Source organism: Mesorhizobium sp. M0060 (assembly GCF_040323155.1).
In the GTDB taxonomy this organism is placed as follows: domain Bacteria; phylum Pseudomonadota; class Alphaproteobacteria; order Rhizobiales; family Rhizobiaceae; genus Mesorhizobium.
Window position 1 is genome coordinate 93,899 of record NZ_JAMYUP010000009.1, and the last position, 19,737, is coordinate 113,635.

The window sequence follows — 19,737 nt, forward strand, 5'->3', positions numbered from 1 at the left end:
TTTGGGGAAGGTCAATAGGTTATGGTAATTGCAACGGTGTCCGTGTAGTCGCCTGCTGCCGGCGTCAGCTGCGCAGGTACCCGCCCATAGACGGTCAGGTTCTGGACGTTGCCGTCGCCGGTTCCCGTAACGGTGTCGGTGTTGACAGTGTCGCCCCATACCAGGGTGCGCGCGCTGTTACTATACATCGTGTAGTTTACCGTAGCAGCCGCCGGCGAAGTCATTTTGCGAACCGCAACCGTCGCGCCGGTGCCGGCACCTGCGCCGAGGCCCACATTGTAAGTCTGTCCGGAGGTGCATTGCACACCGATTGTGCTGGTCTCCTCGACGTTTCCATCGATGACGCCGTGCGAACCGAAATTCAGATCGCCAGCGGTTTGGACTTTGCATTGATTAGTGATCGTCAGGCGAACCGTCATACTACCGGCAGCCGTCACGGCAAAAGCGGAATTCGTCATCAATGACGCTGTCGAAAGAATAGCCAAAATGGCCGTCAGCTTGGCGCGCATCCGAGTGCTCCTTTTTTCTCGGCTGCTCGCCCATCGCGACAACCGTAGTACATACATCTCGCATGTCTCTGTTAAGATTCAGATAAGTTTAGACTCGGCTAAATTGTGGTTCCTGGTGCGCGAACGCGCGTGTCACTCGCCGGGTGGAATCTCTGCCGCGGTATCAGGGCTACGCGCCGTATTTCTCCAGAAACGCCTCGGCCGAAAGCGCGCGGAAATCGTCGAGTGCGGCGCGCAGCCGGGCATGATCCCAGTCCCACCAGGCGAGCGCCTGGTAGCGCTCCGCCGTGCGGCGGTCGAAGCGTTCGCGGATCGGTCTGGCCGGCACGCCGCCGACGATGGTGTAGGGCGCGACATCCTTCGAGACGACCGCGCCAGCGCCGACCGCCGCGCCGTCGCCGACGGTGATGCCGGGCAGGATGGTCGAGCCATGGCCGAGCCAGGTGTCGTGGCCGATGGTGACGCGTTTGGCGCGGCGCTGGGCGAAGAATTCGCTCTCGTGCTCGGCGTCGTCCCAATAGTCGGAGGCGCGATAGGTGAAATGATGCAGCGTCGGCCGCCAGGTCGGATGATTGGTGGCATTGATGCGGACGCTTGCGGCGATATTGGCGAACTTGCCGATGGTCGCGCACCAGACGGCACAGTCCTGCATCATGTAGGAATAGTCGCCAAGAATGCTTTCCGAGACCCGGCTGCGCTCAGCGATCTCGGTCCAGCGGCCAAGCGTCGAGTTCTCGACTTCCGCCGTCTCGTGGACCAGCGGCGCCTCCGACAATTTCTTGGTCATGCGGCGATTTTCCCGGCGGCGAAGGCGGTCACGTCGATGATGCGGTCGGCGACCGCCTCGCGCACGTCGTGGTCGTGGAAGATGCCGAGCAAAGCGACGCCCGCCGCCTTCTTGGCGGCGATCAACGCAATCACCACGTCGCGGTTCCTCGCGTCGAGCGAGGCGGTCGGCTCGTCGAGCAGCAGGATCGGATGCTCGGTGATGAAGCCGCGCGCAATATTGACGCGCTGCTGCTCGCCGCCGGAAAAGGTCGCCGGCGGCAGCGCCCAGAGTTTTTCGGGCAGGTTCAGCTGCCCCAGCAAGGCGCGCGCCTTGCCGCGCGCGACCTCACGGTCCTCGCCACGCTCGACCAACGGTTCGGCGACAACATCGAGCGCCGAGACGCGCGGCACGGTGCGCAGGAACTGGCTGACATAGCCGATCGTGAGTCGGCGAACTGCAAGCACGGTGCGCGGGCTGGCCGAGGCGAGATCGATGAGCCCGCCCTCGTGCTGGACGATGATCTGGCCTTCGTCGGCGGCATAATTGCCGTAGAGCATTTTCAGGATCGAGCTCTTGCCGGCGCCGGACGGACCGCCGAGCACAGAGCATTCGCCGGCCCTGATCGCGAACGAGACACCGACGACGACCGGCAATTTGATGCCGTCACGCAGATGCATGGTGAAGCTCTTGGCAACATCGGAGACAACGAGCGGGGTCGCCATGATTACACCTGCAGTATCGAGGAAACGAGAAGCTGGGTGTAGGGCGCGCGCGGATCGTCGAGCACGCGGTCGGTGAGGCCGCTTTCGACGACGCGGCCGTCCTTCATCACCATCATGCGCTGCGACAGCAGCCGCGCCACCGCGAGATCATGGGTAACGACGATGGCCGCGAGGCCGAGATCGGTGACCAGCCCGCGCAGCAGATCGAGCAAGCGCGCCTGTACCGAGACGTCGAGGCCGCCGGTCGGCTCGTCCATGAATACCAGCCGCGGCCCGGTGACGAGGTTGCGGGCGATCTGCAGGCGCTGGCGCATGCCGCCGGAAAAGGCGCGCGGCTCATCGTCGATGCGGTCCTCGTCGATCTCGACGCGCGACAGCCAGTCGACGGCCGTGGCGCGGATCCTGCCATAGTGGCGGTCGCCGACCGCCATCAGCCGCTCGCCGACATTGGCGCCGGCCGACACAGTCATGCGCAGGCCGTCGGCGGGGTTCTGGTGGACAAAGCCCCAGTCGGTGCGCATCAGGAAGCGGCGCTCGGCCTCGCTCATCCGGTAAAGCTCGCGGAACTGGCCGTCGCGCATGCGGTAGCTGGCGGTACCGGAGCTGGGTAGCAGCCGCGTCGACAGGCAGTTGAGCAGCGTCGTCTTGCCGGAACCGGACTCGCCGACCACCGCCAGCACCTCGCCCGGCCACAGGTCGAACGTGACGTTCTCGCAGCCGACGCGCGAGCCGTAGAATTTGGACAGCGCCGAGACGCGCAGCAACGGTTCGTCGATCATGGGCGCGATCCTGGCATGAATTCTATGCTGTCGGCTTCGCTGTCGATCTTGCCGTCAAGGAGTGCGAGGAAGGCCCTCCCGACCTCAACCAGACCCTTGGTTTGATAATCCAGCCCCCAGGAGTTTGTGAAACCAAGAAGGTTCATGGTTGATGCAGGGAGCTTGTCGCCATGCCGGGACAGTGCTTCGAGCAGTCTTTCGATAGCGGCGACGACGGAAGCTTTCGTTGCGGAGTCGGCAGCAGCCTCGTCGAGATGGGCGTCCATCGCCCCGACGATCTCAGCCTCTGACTGCCACAACCATTCGTCGCGCAGTAGCATAAGGGGATCTGCTCGATCTGCCTTGGTTTCCAGGTTCAAAGCCAACAGTCGCAGCCAAAGGGACAGGACAGAGTCGCGCATCCAGAAGCCTTTGTCGCCAATCGCGACGAATGAGGTGCCCATTATGTCCGCTCCTCAAGAGTGGCTGCTGGGTGCTGTCCATGACCCGCTTCGCGCCGCTTCTCGCAATGATCTGTGTCGGAGCAGACGAACATGTGGCCGCCATGATCATCGAGGATGACCTCGTCGAGATAGACGTTTTCGGCCGCGCACAGCGCGCAGGGCTGGTCGAAGGTCTGCACCTCGAACGGATGGTCCTCGAAGTCGAGGCTGACCACATTGGTGAAGGGCGGCAACGCATAGATGCGTTTTTCGCGGCCGGCGCCGAACAGTTGCAAAGCCGGCGAACGGTGCATCTTCGGATTGTCGAATTTCGGCGTCGGCGAAGGATCCATCACATAGCGGCCTTCGACTTTGACCGGATAGGCATAGGTGGTGGCGATGCGGCCGTGCTTGGCGATGTCTTCGTAGAGCTTCACATGCATCAGGCCGTACTCCTCCAGCGCATGCATTTTGCGCGTTTCGGTCTCGCGCGGCTCGAGGAAGCGCAGCGGCTCGGGGATCGGCACCTGGTAGACCAGCACCTGGCCGGCCACCAAAGGGTGTTCGGGGATACGGTGGCGGGTCTGGATGATGGTCGCCTTGGCCGTCTCGGTGGTGACGGCGACATTGGCGACCTTCTTGAAGAAGGCGCGGATCGAGACAGCATTGGTGGTGTCGTCGGCGCCCTGGTCGATGACCTTGAGCACATCGTCCGGCCCGATGATCGAAGCGGTGACCTGGACACCGCCGGTGCCCCAGCCATAGGGCATCGGCATTTCGCGCGAGGCGAACGGCACCTGATAGCCGGGGATGGCGATGCCCTTGAGGATCGCCCGGCGGATCATCCGCTTGGTCTGCTCGTCGAGGTAGGCGAAGTTGTAGGTGGCGATATCGGTTGGTTGGGCGGTCATTCCGCGGCCTCCCTTTTCTCTTCCATCTTGCCGGTGTTCTCGCGGGCGTCGTGCTCGGCGCGCATGCGGCGCACGAGGTCGAGTTCGGCCTGGAAGTCGACATAGTGCGGCAGCTTGAGGTGCTCGACGAAGCCGGTCGCCTGGACATTGTCGGAATGCGAGATGACGAACTCCTCGTCCTGGGCGGCGGCAACGACATCCTCGCCGAACTCCGAAGCGCGCAGCGCGCGGTCACATAAAGCCATGGCCATCGCCTTGCGCTCGCTCTGGCCGAAGACGAGGCCGTAGCCGCGGGTAAATTGCGGCGGCGCCTTGGCCGAGCCTTTGAACTGGTTGACCATCTGGCATTCGGTGACGCGGATTGAGCCGAGCGGGACGGCGAAGGGCAGTTCCGGCACGTCGAGTTCCAGCTCGACCTCGCCAATGCGGACTTCGCCGACGAAGGGATGATTGCGCGCATAGCCGCGCTGGGTGGAATAGCCGAGCGCCAGCAGAAACCCTTCGTCGCCGCGCGACAGCGCCTGCAGGCGGATATCACGCGCCATCGGGAATTCGAGCGGCTCGCGGGTGATGTCGCCTGGGACATGGTCCTGCGGCATGTCGCCGTCGGGCTCGATCAGGCCTTCGCGGGCAAGGATCGCCGAGACGCGCGGCATGGCTTCCGCCTCGCCCGCACGCTGCTCCGGCTCGGCGACATCGCCGCCGGCGGCAAGCTCGGGATCGAGCAGCCGGTGGGTATAGTCGAAGGTCGGGCCGAGAAGCTGGCCGCCCGGCAGGTCCTTGTAGGTCGCCGAGACGCGCCGCTCGACCAGCATCGTGCCGGTCTCAACCGCTCTGGTGTAGCCGAAGCGCGGCAGCGTCGTGCGATAGGCGCGAACCAGGAAGATCGCCTCGATCATGTCGCCGCGCGCCTGAACGATGGCGAGCGCCGCCAGTTCGCGGTCGTAGAGCGAGCCTTCGCTCATCACCCGGTCGACGCCGAGCGCCAGCTGCTCGACGATCTGGTCGAGACGAAGTGCGGGCACTGAACGGTCGCCGCGCCGGCGGTCGGCGAGCAATTGATGAGCGTTGCGAATGGCCGCTTCGCCGCCCTTTACCGCGACATACATCCTATGCCTCCATCATCTTGATGCGCGTCGTGCGCGGCAGGCAGGCAATTCCGCCAGGGGTGGCGAGGATGATGTCGACGCCACGCGGAAAGCGCTGGTTATTCTGCTTCCACTGCTCGACGAAATGACGCGGCATCCGTGCCGGCGCGATCGTCGCCGTCCGTTCGATGCCGGGGCCTTCGAGCAATAGCGGAGCGCCGGAGACGAGATCGCTGACCTCGAGGATCAGCGTCGTGGAACGGTCCGGATAGTCCTGGGTGCCTTGCGAAAAGCCGTCGAGCGCCATCATCTCGGCCGGCGAGGCGATCAGCGCGAAATGTGCGTCGGCCGGCGTGTTGGCCAGTGGCGCGCCGGTATGGAAGCCGAGCCAGGATTTGATAGCGGGCGAGGCCTGCAAAGCCGGGTCGAGCCAGAGCGGCGTGTCGTTGTCGCACAGCGCCAGGGCTATGGCGCCGGCGGTGGCCGACAGCGGCGCCGGAGGGTGGGCAAGGACCGGCAGGGGCTGCACGCTGCCCGGCCGTGCCATCGCGTCCATGACGGCGCGGAACACCGTCTGCGCGTTGAAGACCGGATCGGCGAAACCGCCTTCGATCGATTGCACGGCTGCGTCCATCAGTCTTCTCCGCGTACCATGGTGAAGAAGTCGACCTTGGTCGCCGCCGTCTCGGCGCGGCGCTGTTCACGCGCCTTGGTCAGTGCGGCCTGCAAGGGGGCGACGATCCTGGTCTCGACTGCGTTACGGTGGGCGGGGTCCTGCCAGAGCGCGTCGGCAATCGCTGCCAGCCTTGCCTTTTGCTTGTCGCGGCCGAGTGCGTAGCAGTGGCCGACCTGCCCGGACGCAAGCCGCACCGTGGCGCGGGTGACCGTCGCCTCGCCGACATTGAAGGGCGCACCGCCACCGCCAATGCGACCGCGCACCGTAACCAGGCCGGTTTCGGGACCACGCAAAAGCTCCGCCTGGGAAGGCAGGCCGGACTCATTCCAGAGACGGACGATATCGTCGCCGGGGGCTTGTGCCAGTGTCGCCATGGCGGCTTTGCGCTCGGCCTGCTCTCGCGCTTCCTGTCCCCGCATGGCCGGTGCTCCTTGTGCGCTTAATTTGTCTATTGATATAGACAACTATACAAATTATACCCGTTATCTAGCGCGTGTCCATGACGGGTGAGTGACAAGAGCCAAAGTGGGCGCAAAGTTGGGGGCGGGAATGATCGGGCATGCCAACAGCATCGAGCGGCGCAGCGGTGTTGCACTGTGGCGCCAGATCGCCGACCAGATCCTGCGTTCGATCGCTATCGGGGATTTTCCCGAGAACGCGGCACTGCCGCCGGAGATCGTGCTAGCCGAGCGCTATGGCGTCAACCGCCACACGGTGCGCAGCGCCATCGCGGCGTTGGTGCAGGAGGGTGTGCTCAAGGCAGAGCAGGGGCGTGGCACTTTCGTGCTGTCGCGCAGGCGGCTGTCCTATCCGATCGGCACGCGCACGCGCTTTTCCGAAGGCCTGCAGGGCCAGGCGTCGGAGCGCAGGAGCGTCTTGCTGGCGTCGGCGGTCGAGCCGGCCAGCCGGCGCGTCGCCGAAGGGTTGGGCCTTGCCAAAGGGTCCGACGTCATTCGCCTGGAGACGCGCGGTGAAGCCGACGGACAGGCGGTGTCACGGGCCACCGGCTGGTTCGACGCCAAGCGCTTTGCCGGCATCGATGCCGTCATGGCGGAGACCGGATCCATCACCGCATCGCTCCAGCGCTTCGGCGTCAGCGACTATCTCCGGCAGTCGACGGTGCTGTCGGCGCGCCATGCGGATGCCGCCGATCTTGCCGACCTCGACCTCCAGCCAGGGGCCATCGTGCTGGTCACGGTCGCCGTCAACGTCACGCCGGACGGAAAGCCGATCCAGTTTGCCGAAACGCGGTTCCCAGCGGAGCGCGTCGAGCTGAAACTTTCGGCTCTCTGAGGCGCGCCAGCTTCGGCATCACCCGACCTGGATGACCGCCTTGATCAACCCGGATTTCTCATGCGCCCAGCGGGCGAGGTCGCGCGGCGTCTCGCCAAGCGTCGTGCGGTGCGTGACGAGCTTTGCCAGCGGCACCGCGCCGTTGCGGATCGAGGCGGCGACATGGTCGAAATCGGCACGCAGGGCGTTGCGGCTGCCGATCAGCATCATTTCCCGCTTATGGAATTCAGGGTCGGAAAAGCTGATGTCGTCCTTGACGACGCTAACCAGCACCAATGTTCCGCCATGCGCGACATGGGCGAAGGCCGACTGCACCGATCGGGTGCTGCCGGTGGCGTCGAACACCGCGTCAAAACCATCGCCGCCGGTCGCCTGTCGGACCAGTTCGGGGGCAGCTCCCTGCGAGCCGTCGTGCGTCGCGAAGCCGAGTTCGCTTTCGGCAAAACCCAGCCTCTCCGTACTCATGTCGAGCAGTGTCACATCGAGCCCGGCGATGCGGGCAAACAGCGCCGTGCCGAGCCCGATCGGGCCCGCGCCTATGACCAGGGTGCGTGCGCCGGATTGAGCCAGCGAGCGCCGTACTGCATGGGCGCCGATCGCCAGGAATTCGACGGCGGCGGCATCGGCCAGCGACAGGCCGTTTGCCGGATAAAGATTTTGCGCCGGCACCAGGATCTGCTCGCACATGGCGCCGTCGCGGTGGACGCCGAGCACCTCGATCTTCACGCAGCAATTCGGCTTGCCTTGCCGGCAGGCGATGCATTGGCCGCAAGCGAGGTAGGGATTGACGATCACCGGCTCGCCGATTGCGAGGTCGACGCCTTCGCCAGCCTCGATCACGGTTCCCGAGACTTCGTGGCCCATGATGCGGGGATAGGCGAGGAACGGATGCTTGCCTTCGAAGATGTGATAGTCGGTGCCACAGATGCCGACATGGCTGACCGCGACCAGCGCCCAGCCGGAGGGCGGCGCGGCCGGCGCCGGCCGATCTTCAAGGACAAGGTCGCCGGGCGAGCGGCAGATGACGGCTTTCATGCTTCAATCCAGTTTATTTGCCGCGTCGGCGCAGGCCGTCGAAATAGACGATGACGATGATCAGCACGCCGGTGATGATGCGCTGCCAGAAGGCGTTGACGTTCAAGAGATTGGCGCCGTTGTTGATGGTGGCGAGGATGAAGGCGCCGAGCAGCGGCCCGTGCACGGAGCCGACAGCGCCGAACAGCGAGGTGCCGCCGATCACCGAGGAGGCGATCGCCTGCAATTCCCAGCCCTCGGCCTGCGTCGGATTGCCGATGCCAATGCGCGACGCGAGCAGCACGCCGACGAAGGCCGCGCATAGGCCCGACAGCGTGTAGGCCATGTAGATGGTGCGCTGGACGTTGACGCCTGACAGGCGCGACGCCTCGGCGTTGGAGCCGACCGAGAACAGATAGCGGCCCCAGCGGCTGTGGTGCAGGAAGATATAGGCCGGGATGCCGACCAGGATCACCATCCAGAACAGATTGGGGACGCCGACGAAGGAACTGCGCGAGAACGTCTGGAAGGCGTCGTTGTTGATCGAGATCGAGTTGCCGTTGGTCATCAACAGGCCGATGCCGCGCAGCGAGGTCAGCGTCGCCAGGGTGATGATGAAGGGCGGCAGGCCCATCTTGACGATGCCGAAGCCGTGGAACATGCCGATGGCGACGCCGACCAGCAAGGTAATCAGGATGGCGAGGAAAACCGGTGTGCCGGCGTTGATCAGCATCGCAACGATGACGGTGGCGAAGCCGACAACGGCGCCGACGGAAAGGTCGATGCCGCCGGTGATGATGACGAAGGTCTGGCCGACCGCCAGGATGGCGATCATCGACCCTTGCCGCAACAGGTTGGAGATGTTGTTGGCGGAGGCGAAGCTCGGCGTCGCTACCGACAGGATGATCCATAAAAGAACCAGCAGCGCCAGCAGTGTCAGCCCGAACAGGGCGTTGTAGTTGCGTTTCGGCCTTTCGGCAGGGATCGCCTCGGTGCTCATATCTGTCCTCCCGGTCTTTCTTGTTTCTCGGCCAGCGCCTGGGTGAGGATCTCCTCGTGATCAGCGGTCCGAAACCCATGCGTAGCCACCAGCTTGCCGCGCCGGAACACATGCAGCGTGTCGGCGAGTTCATAGACCTCCGGCAGGTAGGACGAGATCAGGATGATCCCGGCTCCCTTGGATAACAGCGCGCCGAACAGGCGGTAGATCTCGGCCTTGGTGCCGACATCGACGCCGACCGTCGGCTCGTCGAAGATGAACAGCTTGGCGCCGTGGGCGAGCCATTTGCCGATGACGATCTTCTGCTGATTGCCGCCGGATAGGCTGGAGGCCAGCGCGCTACGCGTCGGCGTCTTGATGCGCAGGTCGGCGATCTGGCGATCGGCCTGCGCCTTTTCCTGCGCGCGGGAGATCAGCAGATTGCTCGAGATGCGTTTGTAGATCGGCAAATTGAGGTTGAGCCCGACCGGCAGGTTGAGACAGAGGCCCTGGTCGCGGCGGCTTTCCGGTGCCAGCGCCATGCCAAGCCGGATCGCGTCATGTTCGGAATTGACCCTGACCTCCTTGCCCTCCCAGAGGATCTGGCCGGCCGACTTGCGGTGGCGGCCATAGAGCGTGGTGACGAACTCGCTGCGCCCGGCGCCGATCAGGCCGTAGAGGCCGACGATCTCGCCGGCACGGACGGACATGGAGACATTTTCGAAGCCCTTGCCGGACAGGTTCCTGGCTTCGACGATGGTCGCGCCGGGGGTGAAATGCTCCTTGTGGTAGACCTGCTCGATGGAGCGGTTGATCATCATCTTGACCAGTTCGGCGTCATTGGTCTCGGCGATGTTCCTGGTGCCGACCAGCGTGCCGTCGCGCAGCACCGAAACGCGGTCGGCGAGCTCGAACACTTCTTCCATGCGATGGCTGATGTAGATGATGGTGACGCCTTCGCCCTTCAGCCGGCGGATCAGCGTGAACAGCTGGTCGGCCTCCTTGCGGGTGAGGTAGGCGGTTGGTTCATCGAAGATCAGGAATTTGGTGCCGCGCACGGTGGCGCGGGCGGCGGCGATCAGCTGCTGCTGACCGATGGTCAGGTCACCCAGCATGACATGCGCCGGCAGGTCGAAGCCGAGATCGTCGATGATCTTCTGCGCCTGCCTGACCATCGCCCGCTGCTGCAGGATGCCGAAGCGGGAATCCTCCTCGCCGAGGAACATGTTGGCCGCGACCGTGAGATGTCGGCACAGGACGACTTCCTGATGCACGGCATTGATGCCGAGCGCCATCGCCTCATGCGGCGTCGCCAATGCGGCGGGCTTGCCCTCCCAGATGACGTCGCCGGATGTGCGCGGCATGACGCCGGTCAGAAGCTTGATCAGGGTGGATTTGCCGGCGCCGTTCTCGCCGACGATGGCATGGATTTCGCCGGCCTTGAAGGCGAGGTTGACCGGCTTCAGCGCGTGGGTGCCGGGATAGCGCTTTTCCAGCCCGTGCAGTTCGAGGATGGTCCTGCCCGGTTCCAGCGTTGGTGCCGGATGGAGTTCCTGCGCCGTCGAAGTCATGACAATCCTCCCAGATTGGCCCCCAGATCGGCCTCACGATTGGCGCGAGTACGGGGTGTTTCCGGGGCGAAAAGGCCCCGGAAACAGTTCGCCTGTGGCGATGCTCAGTCGAGCTTCGGGTTGAGCAGCGCGTCGATCTTCGGATCCTTCATGTTGGCCTTGGTCACCAGGTTGGCGCCGGTATCGACATTGGCCTCGACCTTTTCGCCCTTCGAGGCGGCGAGTGCCGTTTTGATGCCGTCATAGCCCATCCGGTACGGATCCTGGACGACGAGAGCCGAAATGACGCCGTCATTGAGGAACTTGATCAGCTTCTCGTCGCTGTCGAAGCCGACCAGCCCGACCTTGCCTGCGAGGCTGTTCTCGGCGATCGCCTGACCGACGCCCTGCGCCATGATCAGGTTGGACGCGAAGATGCCCTTGAGATTAGGGTTGGCGGTGATCAGGTCGGTGGCGATGTTGAGGCCGGTGGTGGCCTGGCCGTCGGCATATTTGTCGGCGACCAGCTTGAGGCCGGGATATTTGGCGGCGAGCTGTTCCTTGAAACCCTGGGCGCGCTGTTCGAGCGAGCCGGCGCCCGGAAGCGCGGTGATCAGGGCGACGTCGCCCTCGACCTTGCCGCCATTGGCTTCGCCGATGGCCGCTGCGAGGCCGTCAGCGGCGACGCGGCCGCCCTGGGTGTTGTCGGTGGTCAGGAACGAGGTGAAGGCCTTGGAGTCGGCGCCGGAGTCGATGCCGATGATCTTGACCTTGGTGGCGGCCTCGTCGATCGGCTTGCCGAGCGCCTTGGCTTCGGTCGGCGCGATGACGACGGCAGCCGGATTGCCGGCGACGGCATTTTCGAGGATCGAGATCTGGCCGTTGACGTCGGTCTCGGCCTGGGCGCCGAGTTCGGGAACATTGACGCCGAGATCCTTGCCGGCCTTGCGGGCGCCGGCCAGAACGATCTGCCAGTAGAAGGACGTGGTGTCCTTGACGATGATCGGAATGGTAACGTCGGCCGCGGATGCCGGCGCCGAATGCATCACGCCGGCAAGCATCGAGGCGGCTGCAAGTGCCACGAAGGCGCGGCGGTTGAGAATGCTGGTCACGAATTTCATTAGGAGTCCTCCCTAAGTCGCCTGGTGAACGTTACAGAAGCTCCATCCGGATGGCGCGGCCCAAACGGAACTTTATCAATAAAAAACAGTTACCGCATTTTGATAGTGTATCACCTCGGTCGGCGCAAGCGATGTTTGATGCCTGCTTCGAATGGCTGGGCGGGAGAGTTTTTTCCGTCGGAACTCCGCTGCCAATCTCCTCCAATATCCCGCATGGAATATTAATTCCATCGCTCAGTCAATATGGAATGTTCATTCTTTTTAAGGCTCGCAGAAGTGTGACACCTGGGATATGTCAGGTGTCCGCGATTCGCGGGCGGTCTGGTTTAGAGCGTCGCTCCGAGGTGCCAGGGTACGAACTCGTTGTCGCCGTAGCCGAACTCTTCGCTCTTGGTCTTGCGGCCCGAAGCTGTCTCAACGATCAGTTCGAAGATCTCGCGGCCCATGCCGGCGATGGTCTTTTCGCCCGAGGCGATGACGCCGCAATTCACGTCCATGTCCTCTTCCATCGTGTGGTACATTGTCGAGTTGCTGGCGACCTTGATCGACGGCGTCGGCCGGCAGCCGAAGCAGGAGCCGCGGCCGGTGGTGAAGACGATGACATTGGCGCCGCCCGCCACCTGGCCGGTGGCCGAGACCGGGTCGTAGCCGGGCGTGTCCATGAACACCAGCCCGTGCCCGGTGACCTTTTCGGCATAGCCGAAGACGCCGTTGAGCGGCGTCTGGCCGCCCTTGGCGACCGCGCCCAGCGACTTTTCCAGGATGGTGGTCAGGCCGCCGCGCTTGTTGCCCGGCGAGGGGTTGTTGTCGATGGAAGCGCCATGCTTGGCGACGTGGTCTTCCCACCATTTCACGTAGCCGTCGAGCTTGGCGGCGATCTCGGGGGTGGCGGCGCGATAGGCGAGCAGATGCTCGGCGCCGTAGATCTCCGTCGTCTCGGAAAGGATGCCGATGCCGCCGACGCCGGCCAGAATGTCGACGGCCGCACCCAGCGCCGGATTGGCGGTGATGCCGGACATGCCGTCGGAGCCGCCACATTGCAGGCCGACGACGATCTCGCTGACCGGGATCGGCTCACGCTGAAGCGTGCCGACCTCTTCGGCGATCTCGGCCAGCACGAGCAACGCCTTCTCGACCGATTTGCGCGAGCCGCCGGCTTCCTGGATGTTGAAATGGCGTTTTCCCGCGGCGACGCCCTTCTGGCCATAGAGGGTGAGCTGGTTGACCTCGCAGCCGAGCCCAACCATCAGCACGCCGCCGAAATTCGGGTGACGGGCATAGCCGGCAAGGGTGCGGTGCAACACCATCATGCCGTCGCCGGTGGCGCTCATGCCGCAGCCCTGGCCGTGGACGATCGGGACGAAACCGTCGATGCCGGGATATTGCGGCAGAAGCGTGCGGTTCGCCGCATCGGCGATGGCGTGGCAGACGGTGGCCGAGCAATTGACGCTGGCGAGAATGCCGATGAAGTTGCGCGTGCCGGCACGGCCGTCGGCGCGGCGGTAGCCCATGAAGGTGCGGGTGCGGTCCGCCTCGGTCGCGTGCACTGCCTCGCTCGGCGGCACCACCGGCAAACGACCGCTTTCGAAGACCAGGTTATGCGAATGGATATGCTCGCCGGGCGCGATGTCCTGCGTGGCGCGGCCGATCGCCTGGGCATATTTGACCACGGCTTCGCCGGCTGCAATCGGTTTGATCGCCACTTTGTGGCCGGGCTCGATCAGTGCGACGGCGACGGCGCCGCCCGGCAGCACGGTGCCGATCTCGATGCGGCCATTGGCGACCGCGACATTGTCGGCGGGAGACAGAAGAATGCTGGTTGCGGCGTTCACGGGAGCTTCCTGGGTATGTTCCTGGGTGCGCGAGCGGATTGACACGCGGCTCTTAACATATAATGTCTTTTATCGGGAAAAAACATTTTTGCGTCAATTGTTTTTTCGCACGAGCGCGCCGCGTCTTTTGGATGCGCGATGGAGGCACCAAAACTAGCGTTGCGCATGATGTTTTCCGAAGCGATTCCGATTTCATGCGCGAGAAACGCTTCAGGCCGGCCGCAAGCGCCGGTGCGCCACGGGGCAGGGGATGTCAAAGAGCAACAACGTTTACAAGGACGCCTATAATCGCGGTCTCCGGCTGCTCGACGAAACCAAGAGCCTGCCCTCGGAGCCGGAGCTGGGCACTCTGCTCGGCGTCAGCCGCACGACGGTCCGCACCATCCTTGCGCGCATGGAAGAGACCGGCCTGATCGACTGGAACAAGCGCAACAAGACGGTTCTGCGCGAACCGCGGCCGGACGATTTTTTCCCCGAGGAAGAGACCGACACGCTGGCTGAGATCATCGAGCGCTCCTTCATGCGGCGGCTGCTTGCCGGCGGTGCCGAAGCCGGCATGCAGATCAACGAACTCGAACTGGCGCGCGAGATCGGCGTCGGCACCACCAGCGTGCGCGAATTCCTGATCCGCTTCTCGCGCTTCGGCCTGATCGAGAAGCGCCGCAACAGCCACTGGGTGCTGAAAGGCTTTACCCGCGCCTTCGCGCTGGAGCTGACCGAAATCCGCGAAATGTTCGAACTGCGCTCGGCCGCCGCCTTTGCCGCTTTGCCCGAGGACAGCCCGGTCTGGGCCGACCTCGACCGCCTGGAGGACGAGCATCGCCGGCTGGCGCGCGAGATCGCCGCGCGCTTCAGCGAGTTCTCTGAGCTCGACGAACGCTTTCACAGGCTGATCCACCGCGCCTCGCACAACCGCTTCATCGTCGATTTCTATGACGTCATCGCCATGATTTTCCACTACCACTACCAGTGGAACAAGGCGCAGGAGCGCGAGCGCAACGAAGTCGCGGTCCAGGAGCATCTCGCCTATATCGCCGCGCTCAAATCGCGCGATCTAGCCAGGGTCGACGCCGCCTGCCGCAAGCACCTGAAATCGGCCCGCCACACGCTGCTGACGTCGATCCCGGAGGGAAGGCAGCCGCTACGCGCGTGATTGTGTTGCGTTGCCGCAGCAACGTTTTGGCGATTTTCCGGCCGCCGGCTCCGTGCTAGAGAGCTGACGTTGCTGCGTGGAGAGGCTGGTTCTTGACCATATGCCGGAAACGATGGAGCATGCCGGTCGCGTTCGCCGCGGCCTGGCTGCTCGTGCTCCAGTCGATGCTCGGCGCGTTCGCTTCCGGCATCGAACCGAACGCTTCGCAATTCGATGCTTTCGGCAACACCATCTGCACCCATGACGGTGCGACGCAACTCCCTGCCGGCGACCCGCACCCGCAGCACATGCCAGCCTGCTGCATGCTTGGTTGCAACCTCGTTTCGGCTGTCTACGCGCCACCGCCCGATGCCGGGGGCCCGGCTCGCAGCCTTTCCGTAGAAACCGTCGCCTTTATCCTGGCGGCATTCCGGCATCGCGATTTCGCCCGTGCCCGCACTCCATCCAATCCGCGCGCACCACCGGCGACGGCCTGATCCGTTCTGGTTCGCGCTGCGCAACCCTTCGCCGGCGCGTTTATCGACATCGTTCGCGACCGGCCACGGCGCGATCCCCTAAAGCTCATGGAGCAATCATGTCCCACTTTCTTCGCGCCGCCGCGTTCAGCCGCAGGCGTTTCCCGTTGCGCGGCTTCGAGGCGCATCTCGGCTTCGCGGTGTTCGTCCTTGCCCTCCTGTTCGCCAGCGCCCAGTCCGTCTTCGCGCATGAGTTCAAGGTCGGCGATATCGAGATCGGGCATCCCTGGTCGCGCGCCACACCGGCCGGCGCCAAGGTGGCCGGCGGCTATTTCACCATCACCAACTCCGGCAGTGCGCCGGATCGCCTTCTGTCGATCACCTCCGATATTTCGGCCAAGGCCGAACTGCACCAGATGGGCGTCAGCAATGGCGTCATGACCATGCGGCCGGTCACCGGCGGCCTCGAGATTCCGGCCGGCGGCAAGGTCGCGCTGGCGCCCAACGGCTATCATTTGATGTTCATGGATTTGAAGCGGCAGCCGAAGCAAGGCGAGACCTTCTCTGCCACGCTGACCTTCGAGAAAGCCGGTACCGTTACGGTCAACTTCGCCGTGCAAGGCATCGGCAGCGCGGCACCTCAGGACGACGACTGACTTGGCCGCTTCGAGAGGTACCATCATGAAGAAATCTCTTTTGCCCGGCTGCGCGCTTCTCGTCCTCGGGACCAGCATGGCCTTCGCCCACATCACGCTCGAAACGCCGGAAGCGGCGGTCGGCTCGACCTACAAGGCGGTGCTGCTTGTGCCGCATGGCTGCGAGGGCAAGGCAACGACCGCCGTTCGCGTGCAGATTCCGGAAGGGGTGCTCTCGGTCAAACCGATGCCGAAGCCGGGTTGGACGCTGCAGGTCAAGAACGGCAAGTACGAGAAGCCCTACCAGCTTTACGGCCAGGCAGTGACCAGCGGCGTCAAGGAGATCGACTGGAGCGCCGGCAGCCTGCCGGACGAATTCTACGACGAATTCGTCTTCCGCGCGACACTGGCGGCGGATCTGCCGGCAGGTCAGACGCTCTATTTCCCGGTGGTGCAGGAATGTGACGGCGTTGCCGATCGCTGGATCGAGATTCCGGCGGTCGGGCAGGCTGAGGACGCGCTGGAATTTCCGGCGCCCGGCCTCAAATTGTCGCCGAAGAAGTGAGCGCTAACGGCGGGCTTTGTTCGAAAGAGCGCGCCGCTGCTTTTGGCCATGAGATGAGCGCGGCATCCTTCCTGCGACGAGCCTGTATCGCCGGTAATTATACCGGCCGGCTTGCCGTTGGCCTGCTTGCCGCCATCATGCTGCTCGCCGCAATTGCCGCGCCGAACCCCGCCTTCGCCCACGCGGCGCTGATCAAGGCCGAGCCGGCTGACGCTGCGGTGCTGGCGCAGAGCCCGTCGCAATTGTCGCTGACCTTCACCGAGCCGGTTTCGCCGTTGGTGCTGACGCTGGTGCGGCCCGACGGCACGCCGGTCCCGCTGACCTCTTTCCGGCTCAGCGGCCAGACCGTCGAGATCGACAATCCGCAGGCGCTGACATCCGGCACGCATGTGCTGAGCTGGCGGGTGATTTCCGCCGACGGCCATCCGGTCGGCGGCTCGGTGCTGTTTTCGATCGGCACGCCGAGTGCTGCGCCGGCTGTCGCCGAAGCCGTCGACCGGGGGCTTCGTACGGCGATCTGGATCGGCAAGGTCTTTCTCTATATCGGCCTCCTTTTCGGCGTTGGCGGTGCCTTTGCGTTGGCCTGGCTGGCACAAGGCGGGCGATCCGGCCAGCGCCTGATCGCCGCGGCAATCCTGTGCGGGCTGGTCGCGGGACCCTTGTCGCTCGGCTTCCAGGGCCTGGATGCACTCGGTGCGCCGCTGGCCCGGCTGGCGCAGCCGGTCATCTGGCAGACCGCGCTCGGGACCAGCTTTGGCTGGACGGTGCTGATCGCGCTGATGGCGCTCGGCCTTAGCCTATTGTCGCTGGTTGTGCCGCCCGCCGACGCAAAGCCGCTCGCCTTGGCCGGGCTGGTTGGTGTTGGCGCAGCACTTGCCGCCAGCGGGCATGCCAGTGCTGCCGAGCCGCAGTGGCTGACCAGGCCGATGGTGTTTCTGCACGGCGCAGCGATCGCTGTCTGGGCCGGGGCGCTGGCACCGCTCGGTCTTGCCTTGAAACGGCAGCCGGCCAAAGCCGGGCCGTTGCTGCGCCGGTTTTCGCGAGCGATCCTGTTCGTCGTGGCCGTGCTTGCGGCAGCCGGCATCGTGCTCGCCGTCATCCAGGTGCAAACGCCATCGGCGCTGGTCCATACCGTTTATGGCCGGCTGCTGCTGATCAAGCTGGTGCTGCTTGTCTTTCTGTTCACGCTCGCCGCCGTCAACCGCTTTAAGCTAACGGCCCCGGCCGAGGCGGGAAATACGGAGGTCCAGAGGCGGCTGGCCCGCTCGATCGGCATCGAAGCGCTGATCGTGGTGGTGATCTTTGGCGTTGCCGCCGGCTGGCGCTTCACGCCACCGCCGCGCGCGCTGGCGATCGCCGCCGCACAGCCGGCATCGGTCCATATCCACACGCTGCAAGCGATGGCCGACCTCAGCATTGCGCCCGGCCACGCCGGGCCTGTTGCCGCTTCGATCTTCATCATGACCGGCGATTTCGGCCCGCTCGACGCCAAGCAGGTGACGCTGGTGCTGTCAAAGCCCGATTCCGGCATCGAGCCGATAAAGCGCCCGGCAACAAAGCCCGGCGACGGCACCTGGCGCGTCGACGATCTTGTCATCCCGGTCCCCGGCCGGTGGACGGCGCGGCTCGATATCCTGGTCTCGGATTTCGAGATGGTGAAGATCGAGGCACCGATCGACATCAGGCCGTGAGGACAAGCTGGTGGTCTGCAACACAATTCGGCGAGGCGGTTGACGCGGCCTTGAAGGCCCGTCAATCATCGTCATCAAGAATGGGCATCCAACCCAATCGCGGGCTCAAACCAACAAGATCCGAAAGCAGGGAAGAAACAATGGAAAAAGCCGAAATCGGCCTGATCGGCCTTGGCACGATGGGCTCCAACCTGGCGCTCAATATCGCCGAGAAGGGGCACCGCATCGCAGTCTTCAACCGCACCGCGGCGCGCACCGATGCCTTTGTCGAAAATGCCGGCGCGCTCAGGGATATGGTGGTGCCCTGCTATAGCCTCGAGGAACTGGCCTCCGCGATCCGGCCGCCGCGGCCGATCATCATCATGGTGCTGGCCGGCAAACCGGTCGACGAGCAGATCACGGCATTGCGCGGGGTGCTGTCGGCCAACGACATCGTCATCGACGCCGGCAATGCCAATTTCCGCGATACGATGCGGCGCTTTTCCGAGCTTTCCAGCTCCGGCCTGACCTTCATCGGCATGGGCGTGTCCGGTGGCGAGGAGGGCGCACGCCACGGTCCCTCGATCATGGTCGGCGGCACCGAAGAGTCCTGGAAGCGCGTCGAAAAGGTGCTGACCGCAATCTCGGCCAAGTTCAAGGGCGAGCCTTGCGCGGCGTGGCTCGGCACCGACGGCGCCGGGCACTTCGTCAAGACCATTCACAACGGCATCGAATATGCCGACATGCAGATGATCGCCGAGATCTACGGCATATTGCGCGACGGGCTCGGCATGGGGCCGAAAGAGATCGCTGAGGTGTTTTCCCAGTGGAACACCGGTCGGCTTAACTCGTATTTGATCGAGATCACTGCCAAGGTGCTGGCCGCCGACGATCCCAAGACCGGCAAGCCGGTCGTCGACATCATCCTCGACCGCGCCGGCCAGAAAGGCACCGGCAAATGGTCGGTGATCGAGGCGCAGCAGCTCGGCATCCCGGCCACCGCGATCGAGGCGGCGGTGGCGGCGCGCGTGCTGTCGTCGATCAAGGACGAGCGGCTTGCCGCCGGAAAGGTCTATGGCGGCGGCGTGAGCAAGATTTCCGGAGACAGGGACGCACTGCTCGGCGATCTCGAGCTGGCGCTGTTTGCCGGCAAGATCGCCGCCTACGCGCAAGGCTTCGCGGTGATGAGCGGCGCGTCGAAGGAATTCAACTGGAACCTGCCGATGCCGGTCATCGCCAAGATCTGGCGGGCCGGCTGCATCATCCGCTCGCAATTGCTGGATACGATGGCGGAGGCCTTCGGCGCCGGCGGCGCAGCCACCAACCTGTTGATGGCGCCGGCTTTCGTTTCATTGATGCAGGAGGCACATCCGTCGCTTCGCCGTGTCGTGGCAAGGGCAGCCGAAGCCGGCTCGCCGGTGCCGGCCCTGTCATCGGCGCTTGCCTATTTCGACAGTTACCGGCAGGGCCGCGGCACTTCGAACCTGATCCAGGCGCAGCGCGATTTCTTCGGTGCGCATGGCTTCGAGCGCATCGACGGGCAAGGCGCTTTCCATGGCCCGTGGGGAAGCGGCGCGGCGGGTTGACCGACGCC

At 64.4% G+C, this 19,737-nt stretch carries 21 protein-coding genes; 7 read left to right on the forward strand and 14 right to left on the reverse strand.

What is annotated here, in order from left to right; all coding sequences use genetic code 11:
* Positions 1–11: 11 nt before the first annotated feature.
* From NKJ94_RS11625 to phnG, 9 genes are all read right to left on the reverse strand, one after another.
* Positions 12–458: a Csu type fimbrial protein gene (locus tag NKJ94_RS11625; protein WP_352525219.1), complete on the reverse strand. Its 447-nt coding sequence runs from the start codon at positions 456–458 to the stop codon at positions 12–14.
* A gap of 220 nt (positions 459–678) precedes the next feature.
* Positions 679–1,296, reverse strand: a complete 618-nt coding sequence (locus NKJ94_RS11630) for a DapH/DapD/GlmU-related protein (protein ID WP_352525104.1) — start codon at positions 1,294–1,296, stop codon at positions 679–681.
* Complete coding sequence (gene phnL / locus NKJ94_RS11635; protein ID WP_352525105.1) at positions 1,293–2,000, reverse strand: phosphonate C-P lyase system protein PhnL; 708 nt, start codon at positions 1,998–2,000, stop codon at positions 1,293–1,295. Before phnL ends, NKJ94_RS11630 begins: the two co-directional genes overlap by 4 nt.
* 2 nt (positions 2,001–2,002) lie before the next feature.
* Positions 2,003–2,779: a phosphonate C-P lyase system protein PhnK gene (phnK, locus tag NKJ94_RS11640; protein ID WP_352448383.1), complete on the reverse strand. Its 777-nt coding sequence runs from the start codon at positions 2,777–2,779 to the stop codon at positions 2,003–2,005.
* Complete coding sequence (locus NKJ94_RS11645; RefSeq protein WP_352525106.1) at positions 2,776–3,222, reverse strand: hypothetical protein; 447 nt, start codon at positions 3,220–3,222, stop codon at positions 2,776–2,778. The genes phnK and NKJ94_RS11645 overlap by 4 nt, the downstream gene beginning before the upstream one ends.
* Complete coding sequence (locus tag NKJ94_RS11650; RefSeq protein WP_352525108.1) at positions 3,222–4,112, reverse strand: alpha-D-ribose 1-methylphosphonate 5-phosphate C-P-lyase PhnJ; 891 nt, start codon at positions 4,110–4,112, stop codon at positions 3,222–3,224. The genes NKJ94_RS11645 and NKJ94_RS11650 overlap by 1 nt, the downstream gene beginning before the upstream one ends.
* Positions 4,109–5,221 (reverse strand): carbon-phosphorus lyase complex subunit, encoded by a 1,113-nt coding sequence (locus NKJ94_RS11655; RefSeq protein WP_352525109.1) that lies wholly within the window; start codon positions 5,219–5,221, stop codon positions 4,109–4,111. The genes NKJ94_RS11650 and NKJ94_RS11655 overlap by 4 nt, the downstream gene beginning before the upstream one ends.
* 1 nt (position 5,222) lies before the next feature.
* Entirely contained in the window at positions 5,223–5,834 is a 612-nt protein-coding gene (gene phnH / locus NKJ94_RS11660) for a phosphonate C-P lyase system protein PhnH (protein ID WP_352525111.1), read from the reverse strand.
* Complete coding sequence (gene phnG, locus NKJ94_RS11665; protein WP_352525112.1) at positions 5,834–6,295, reverse strand: phosphonate C-P lyase system protein PhnG; 462 nt, start codon at positions 6,293–6,295, stop codon at positions 5,834–5,836. The genes phnH and phnG overlap by 1 nt, the downstream gene beginning before the upstream one ends.
* A 130-nt stretch (positions 6,296–6,425) precedes the next feature.
* Between phnG and phnF the strand changes: the two genes are divergently transcribed.
* Complete coding sequence (gene phnF, locus NKJ94_RS11670) at positions 6,426–7,169, forward strand: phosphonate metabolism transcriptional regulator PhnF (RefSeq protein WP_352525113.1); 744 nt, start codon at positions 6,426–6,428, stop codon at positions 7,167–7,169.
* A gap of 18 nt (positions 7,170–7,187) precedes the next feature.
* Here phnF and NKJ94_RS11675 read toward each other — a convergent pair whose 3' ends face one another.
* The 5 genes from NKJ94_RS11675 to NKJ94_RS11695 form a co-directional block, all read right to left on the reverse strand.
* Positions 7,188–8,204: a zinc-binding alcohol dehydrogenase family protein gene (locus NKJ94_RS11675; RefSeq protein WP_352525114.1), complete on the reverse strand. Its 1,017-nt coding sequence runs from the start codon at positions 8,202–8,204 to the stop codon at positions 7,188–7,190.
* A gap of 13 nt (positions 8,205–8,217) precedes the next feature.
* Positions 8,218–9,183, reverse strand: coding sequence for an ABC transporter permease (locus NKJ94_RS11680; RefSeq protein ID WP_352525115.1), 966 nt, complete (start codon positions 9,181–9,183; stop codon positions 8,218–8,220).
* Positions 9,180–10,733, reverse strand: coding sequence for a sugar ABC transporter ATP-binding protein (locus NKJ94_RS11685; RefSeq protein ID WP_352525116.1), 1,554 nt, complete (start codon positions 10,731–10,733; stop codon positions 9,180–9,182). Before NKJ94_RS11685 ends, NKJ94_RS11680 begins: the two co-directional genes overlap by 4 nt.
* 104 nt (positions 10,734–10,837) lie before the next feature.
* A complete protein-coding gene (locus NKJ94_RS11690) occupies positions 10,838–11,833 on the reverse strand; it encodes an ABC transporter substrate-binding protein (RefSeq protein ID WP_352525118.1) in 996 nt (331 codons plus the stop codon).
* Between the two features lie 326 nt (positions 11,834–12,159).
* Positions 12,160–13,665, reverse strand: coding sequence for a UxaA family hydrolase (locus NKJ94_RS11695; protein WP_352525120.1), 1,506 nt, complete (start codon positions 13,663–13,665; stop codon positions 12,160–12,162).
* Positions 13,666–13,915: 250 nt separating this feature from the next.
* Between NKJ94_RS11695 and NKJ94_RS11700 the strand changes: the two genes are divergently transcribed.
* From NKJ94_RS11700 to gnd, 6 genes are all read left to right on the forward strand, one after another.
* Positions 13,916–14,818, forward strand: a complete 903-nt coding sequence (locus tag NKJ94_RS11700; RefSeq protein ID WP_352525122.1) for a GntR family transcriptional regulator — start codon at positions 13,916–13,918, stop codon at positions 14,816–14,818.
* 119 nt (positions 14,819–14,937) lie between these two features.
* Positions 14,938–15,294 carry a DUF2946 family protein gene (locus NKJ94_RS11705; RefSeq protein ID WP_352525123.1) on the forward strand — a complete coding sequence of 119 codons (357 nt, stop codon included), beginning with the start codon at positions 14,938–14,940 and terminating at the stop codon, positions 15,292–15,294.
* Positions 15,295–15,392: 98 nt separating this feature from the next.
* Positions 15,393–15,929, forward strand: a complete 537-nt coding sequence (locus NKJ94_RS11710) for a copper chaperone PCu(A)C (RefSeq protein ID WP_352525125.1) — start codon at positions 15,393–15,395, stop codon at positions 15,927–15,929.
* A gap of 25 nt (positions 15,930–15,954) precedes the next feature.
* Positions 15,955–16,473 carry a YcnI family copper-binding membrane protein gene (locus NKJ94_RS11715; RefSeq protein ID WP_352525127.1) on the forward strand — a complete coding sequence of 173 codons (519 nt, stop codon included), beginning with the start codon at positions 15,955–15,957 and terminating at the stop codon, positions 16,471–16,473.
* Between the two features lie 53 nt (positions 16,474–16,526).
* Positions 16,527–18,164 carry a copper resistance CopC/CopD family protein gene (locus tag NKJ94_RS11720; protein WP_352525128.1) on the forward strand — a complete coding sequence of 546 codons (1,638 nt, stop codon included), beginning with the start codon at positions 16,527–16,529 and terminating at the stop codon, positions 18,162–18,164.
* A gap of 140 nt (positions 18,165–18,304) precedes the next feature.
* Positions 18,305–19,729, forward strand: coding sequence for an NADP-dependent phosphogluconate dehydrogenase (gene gnd, locus NKJ94_RS11725; protein ID WP_352525129.1), 1,425 nt, complete (start codon positions 18,305–18,307; stop codon positions 19,727–19,729).
* Positions 19,730–19,737: the final 8 nt, after the last annotated feature.

What these genes read in the sequence shown, in the direction of transcription:
- NKJ94_RS11625 (WP_352525219.1), bottom strand. Translation starts at nt 458, where the DNA reads ATGACGAATTCCGCTTTTGCCGTGACGGCTGCCGGTAGTATGACGGTT.
- NKJ94_RS11630 (WP_352525104.1), bottom strand. Translation starts at nt 1,296, where the DNA reads ATGACCAAGAAATTGTCGGAGGCGCCGCTGGTCCACGAGACGGCGGAA.
- phnL (WP_352525105.1), bottom strand. Translation starts at nt 2,000, where the DNA reads ATGGCGACCCCGCTCGTTGTCTCCGATGTTGCCAAGAGCTTCACCATG.
- phnK (WP_352448383.1), bottom strand. Translation starts at nt 2,779, where the DNA reads ATGATCGACGAACCGTTGCTGCGCGTCTCGGCGCTGTCCAAATTCTAC.
- NKJ94_RS11645 (WP_352525106.1), bottom strand. Translation starts at nt 3,222, where the DNA reads ATGGGCACCTCATTCGTCGCGATTGGCGACAAAGGCTTCTGGATGCGC.
- NKJ94_RS11650 (WP_352525108.1), bottom strand. Translation starts at nt 4,112, where the DNA reads ATGACCGCCCAACCAACCGATATCGCCACCTACAACTTCGCCTACCTC.
- NKJ94_RS11655 (WP_352525109.1), bottom strand. Translation starts at nt 5,221, where the DNA reads ATGTATGTCGCGGTAAAGGGCGGCGAAGCGGCCATTCGCAACGCTCAT.
- phnH (WP_352525111.1), bottom strand. Translation starts at nt 5,834, where the DNA reads ATGGACGCAGCCGTGCAATCGATCGAAGGCGGTTTCGCCGATCCGGTC.
- phnG (WP_352525112.1), bottom strand. Translation starts at nt 6,295, where the DNA reads ATGCGGGGACAGGAAGCGCGAGAGCAGGCCGAGCGCAAAGCCGCCATG.
- phnF (WP_352525113.1), top strand. Translation starts at nt 6,426, where the DNA reads ATGATCGGGCATGCCAACAGCATCGAGCGGCGCAGCGGTGTTGCACTG.
- NKJ94_RS11675 (WP_352525114.1), bottom strand. Translation starts at nt 8,204, where the DNA reads ATGAAAGCCGTCATCTGCCGCTCGCCCGGCGACCTTGTCCTTGAAGAT.
- NKJ94_RS11680 (WP_352525115.1), bottom strand. Translation starts at nt 9,183, where the DNA reads ATGAGCACCGAGGCGATCCCTGCCGAAAGGCCGAAACGCAACTACAAC.
- NKJ94_RS11685 (WP_352525116.1), bottom strand. Translation starts at nt 10,733, where the DNA reads ATGACTTCGACGGCGCAGGAACTCCATCCGGCACCAACGCTGGAACCG.
- NKJ94_RS11690 (WP_352525118.1), bottom strand. Translation starts at nt 11,833, where the DNA reads ATGAAATTCGTGACCAGCATTCTCAACCGCCGCGCCTTCGTGGCACTT.
- NKJ94_RS11700 (WP_352525122.1), top strand. Translation starts at nt 13,916, where the DNA reads ATGTCAAAGAGCAACAACGTTTACAAGGACGCCTATAATCGCGGTCTC.
- NKJ94_RS11705 (WP_352525123.1), top strand. Translation starts at nt 14,938, where the DNA reads ATGCCGGTCGCGTTCGCCGCGGCCTGGCTGCTCGTGCTCCAGTCGATG.
- NKJ94_RS11710 (WP_352525125.1), top strand. Translation starts at nt 15,393, where the DNA reads ATGTCCCACTTTCTTCGCGCCGCCGCGTTCAGCCGCAGGCGTTTCCCG.
- NKJ94_RS11715 (WP_352525127.1), top strand. Translation starts at nt 15,955, where the DNA reads ATGAAGAAATCTCTTTTGCCCGGCTGCGCGCTTCTCGTCCTCGGGACC.
- NKJ94_RS11720 (WP_352525128.1), top strand. Translation starts at nt 16,527, where the DNA reads ATGAGCGCGGCATCCTTCCTGCGACGAGCCTGTATCGCCGGTAATTAT.
- gnd (WP_352525129.1), top strand. Translation starts at nt 18,305, where the DNA reads ATGGAAAAAGCCGAAATCGGCCTGATCGGCCTTGGCACGATGGGCTCC.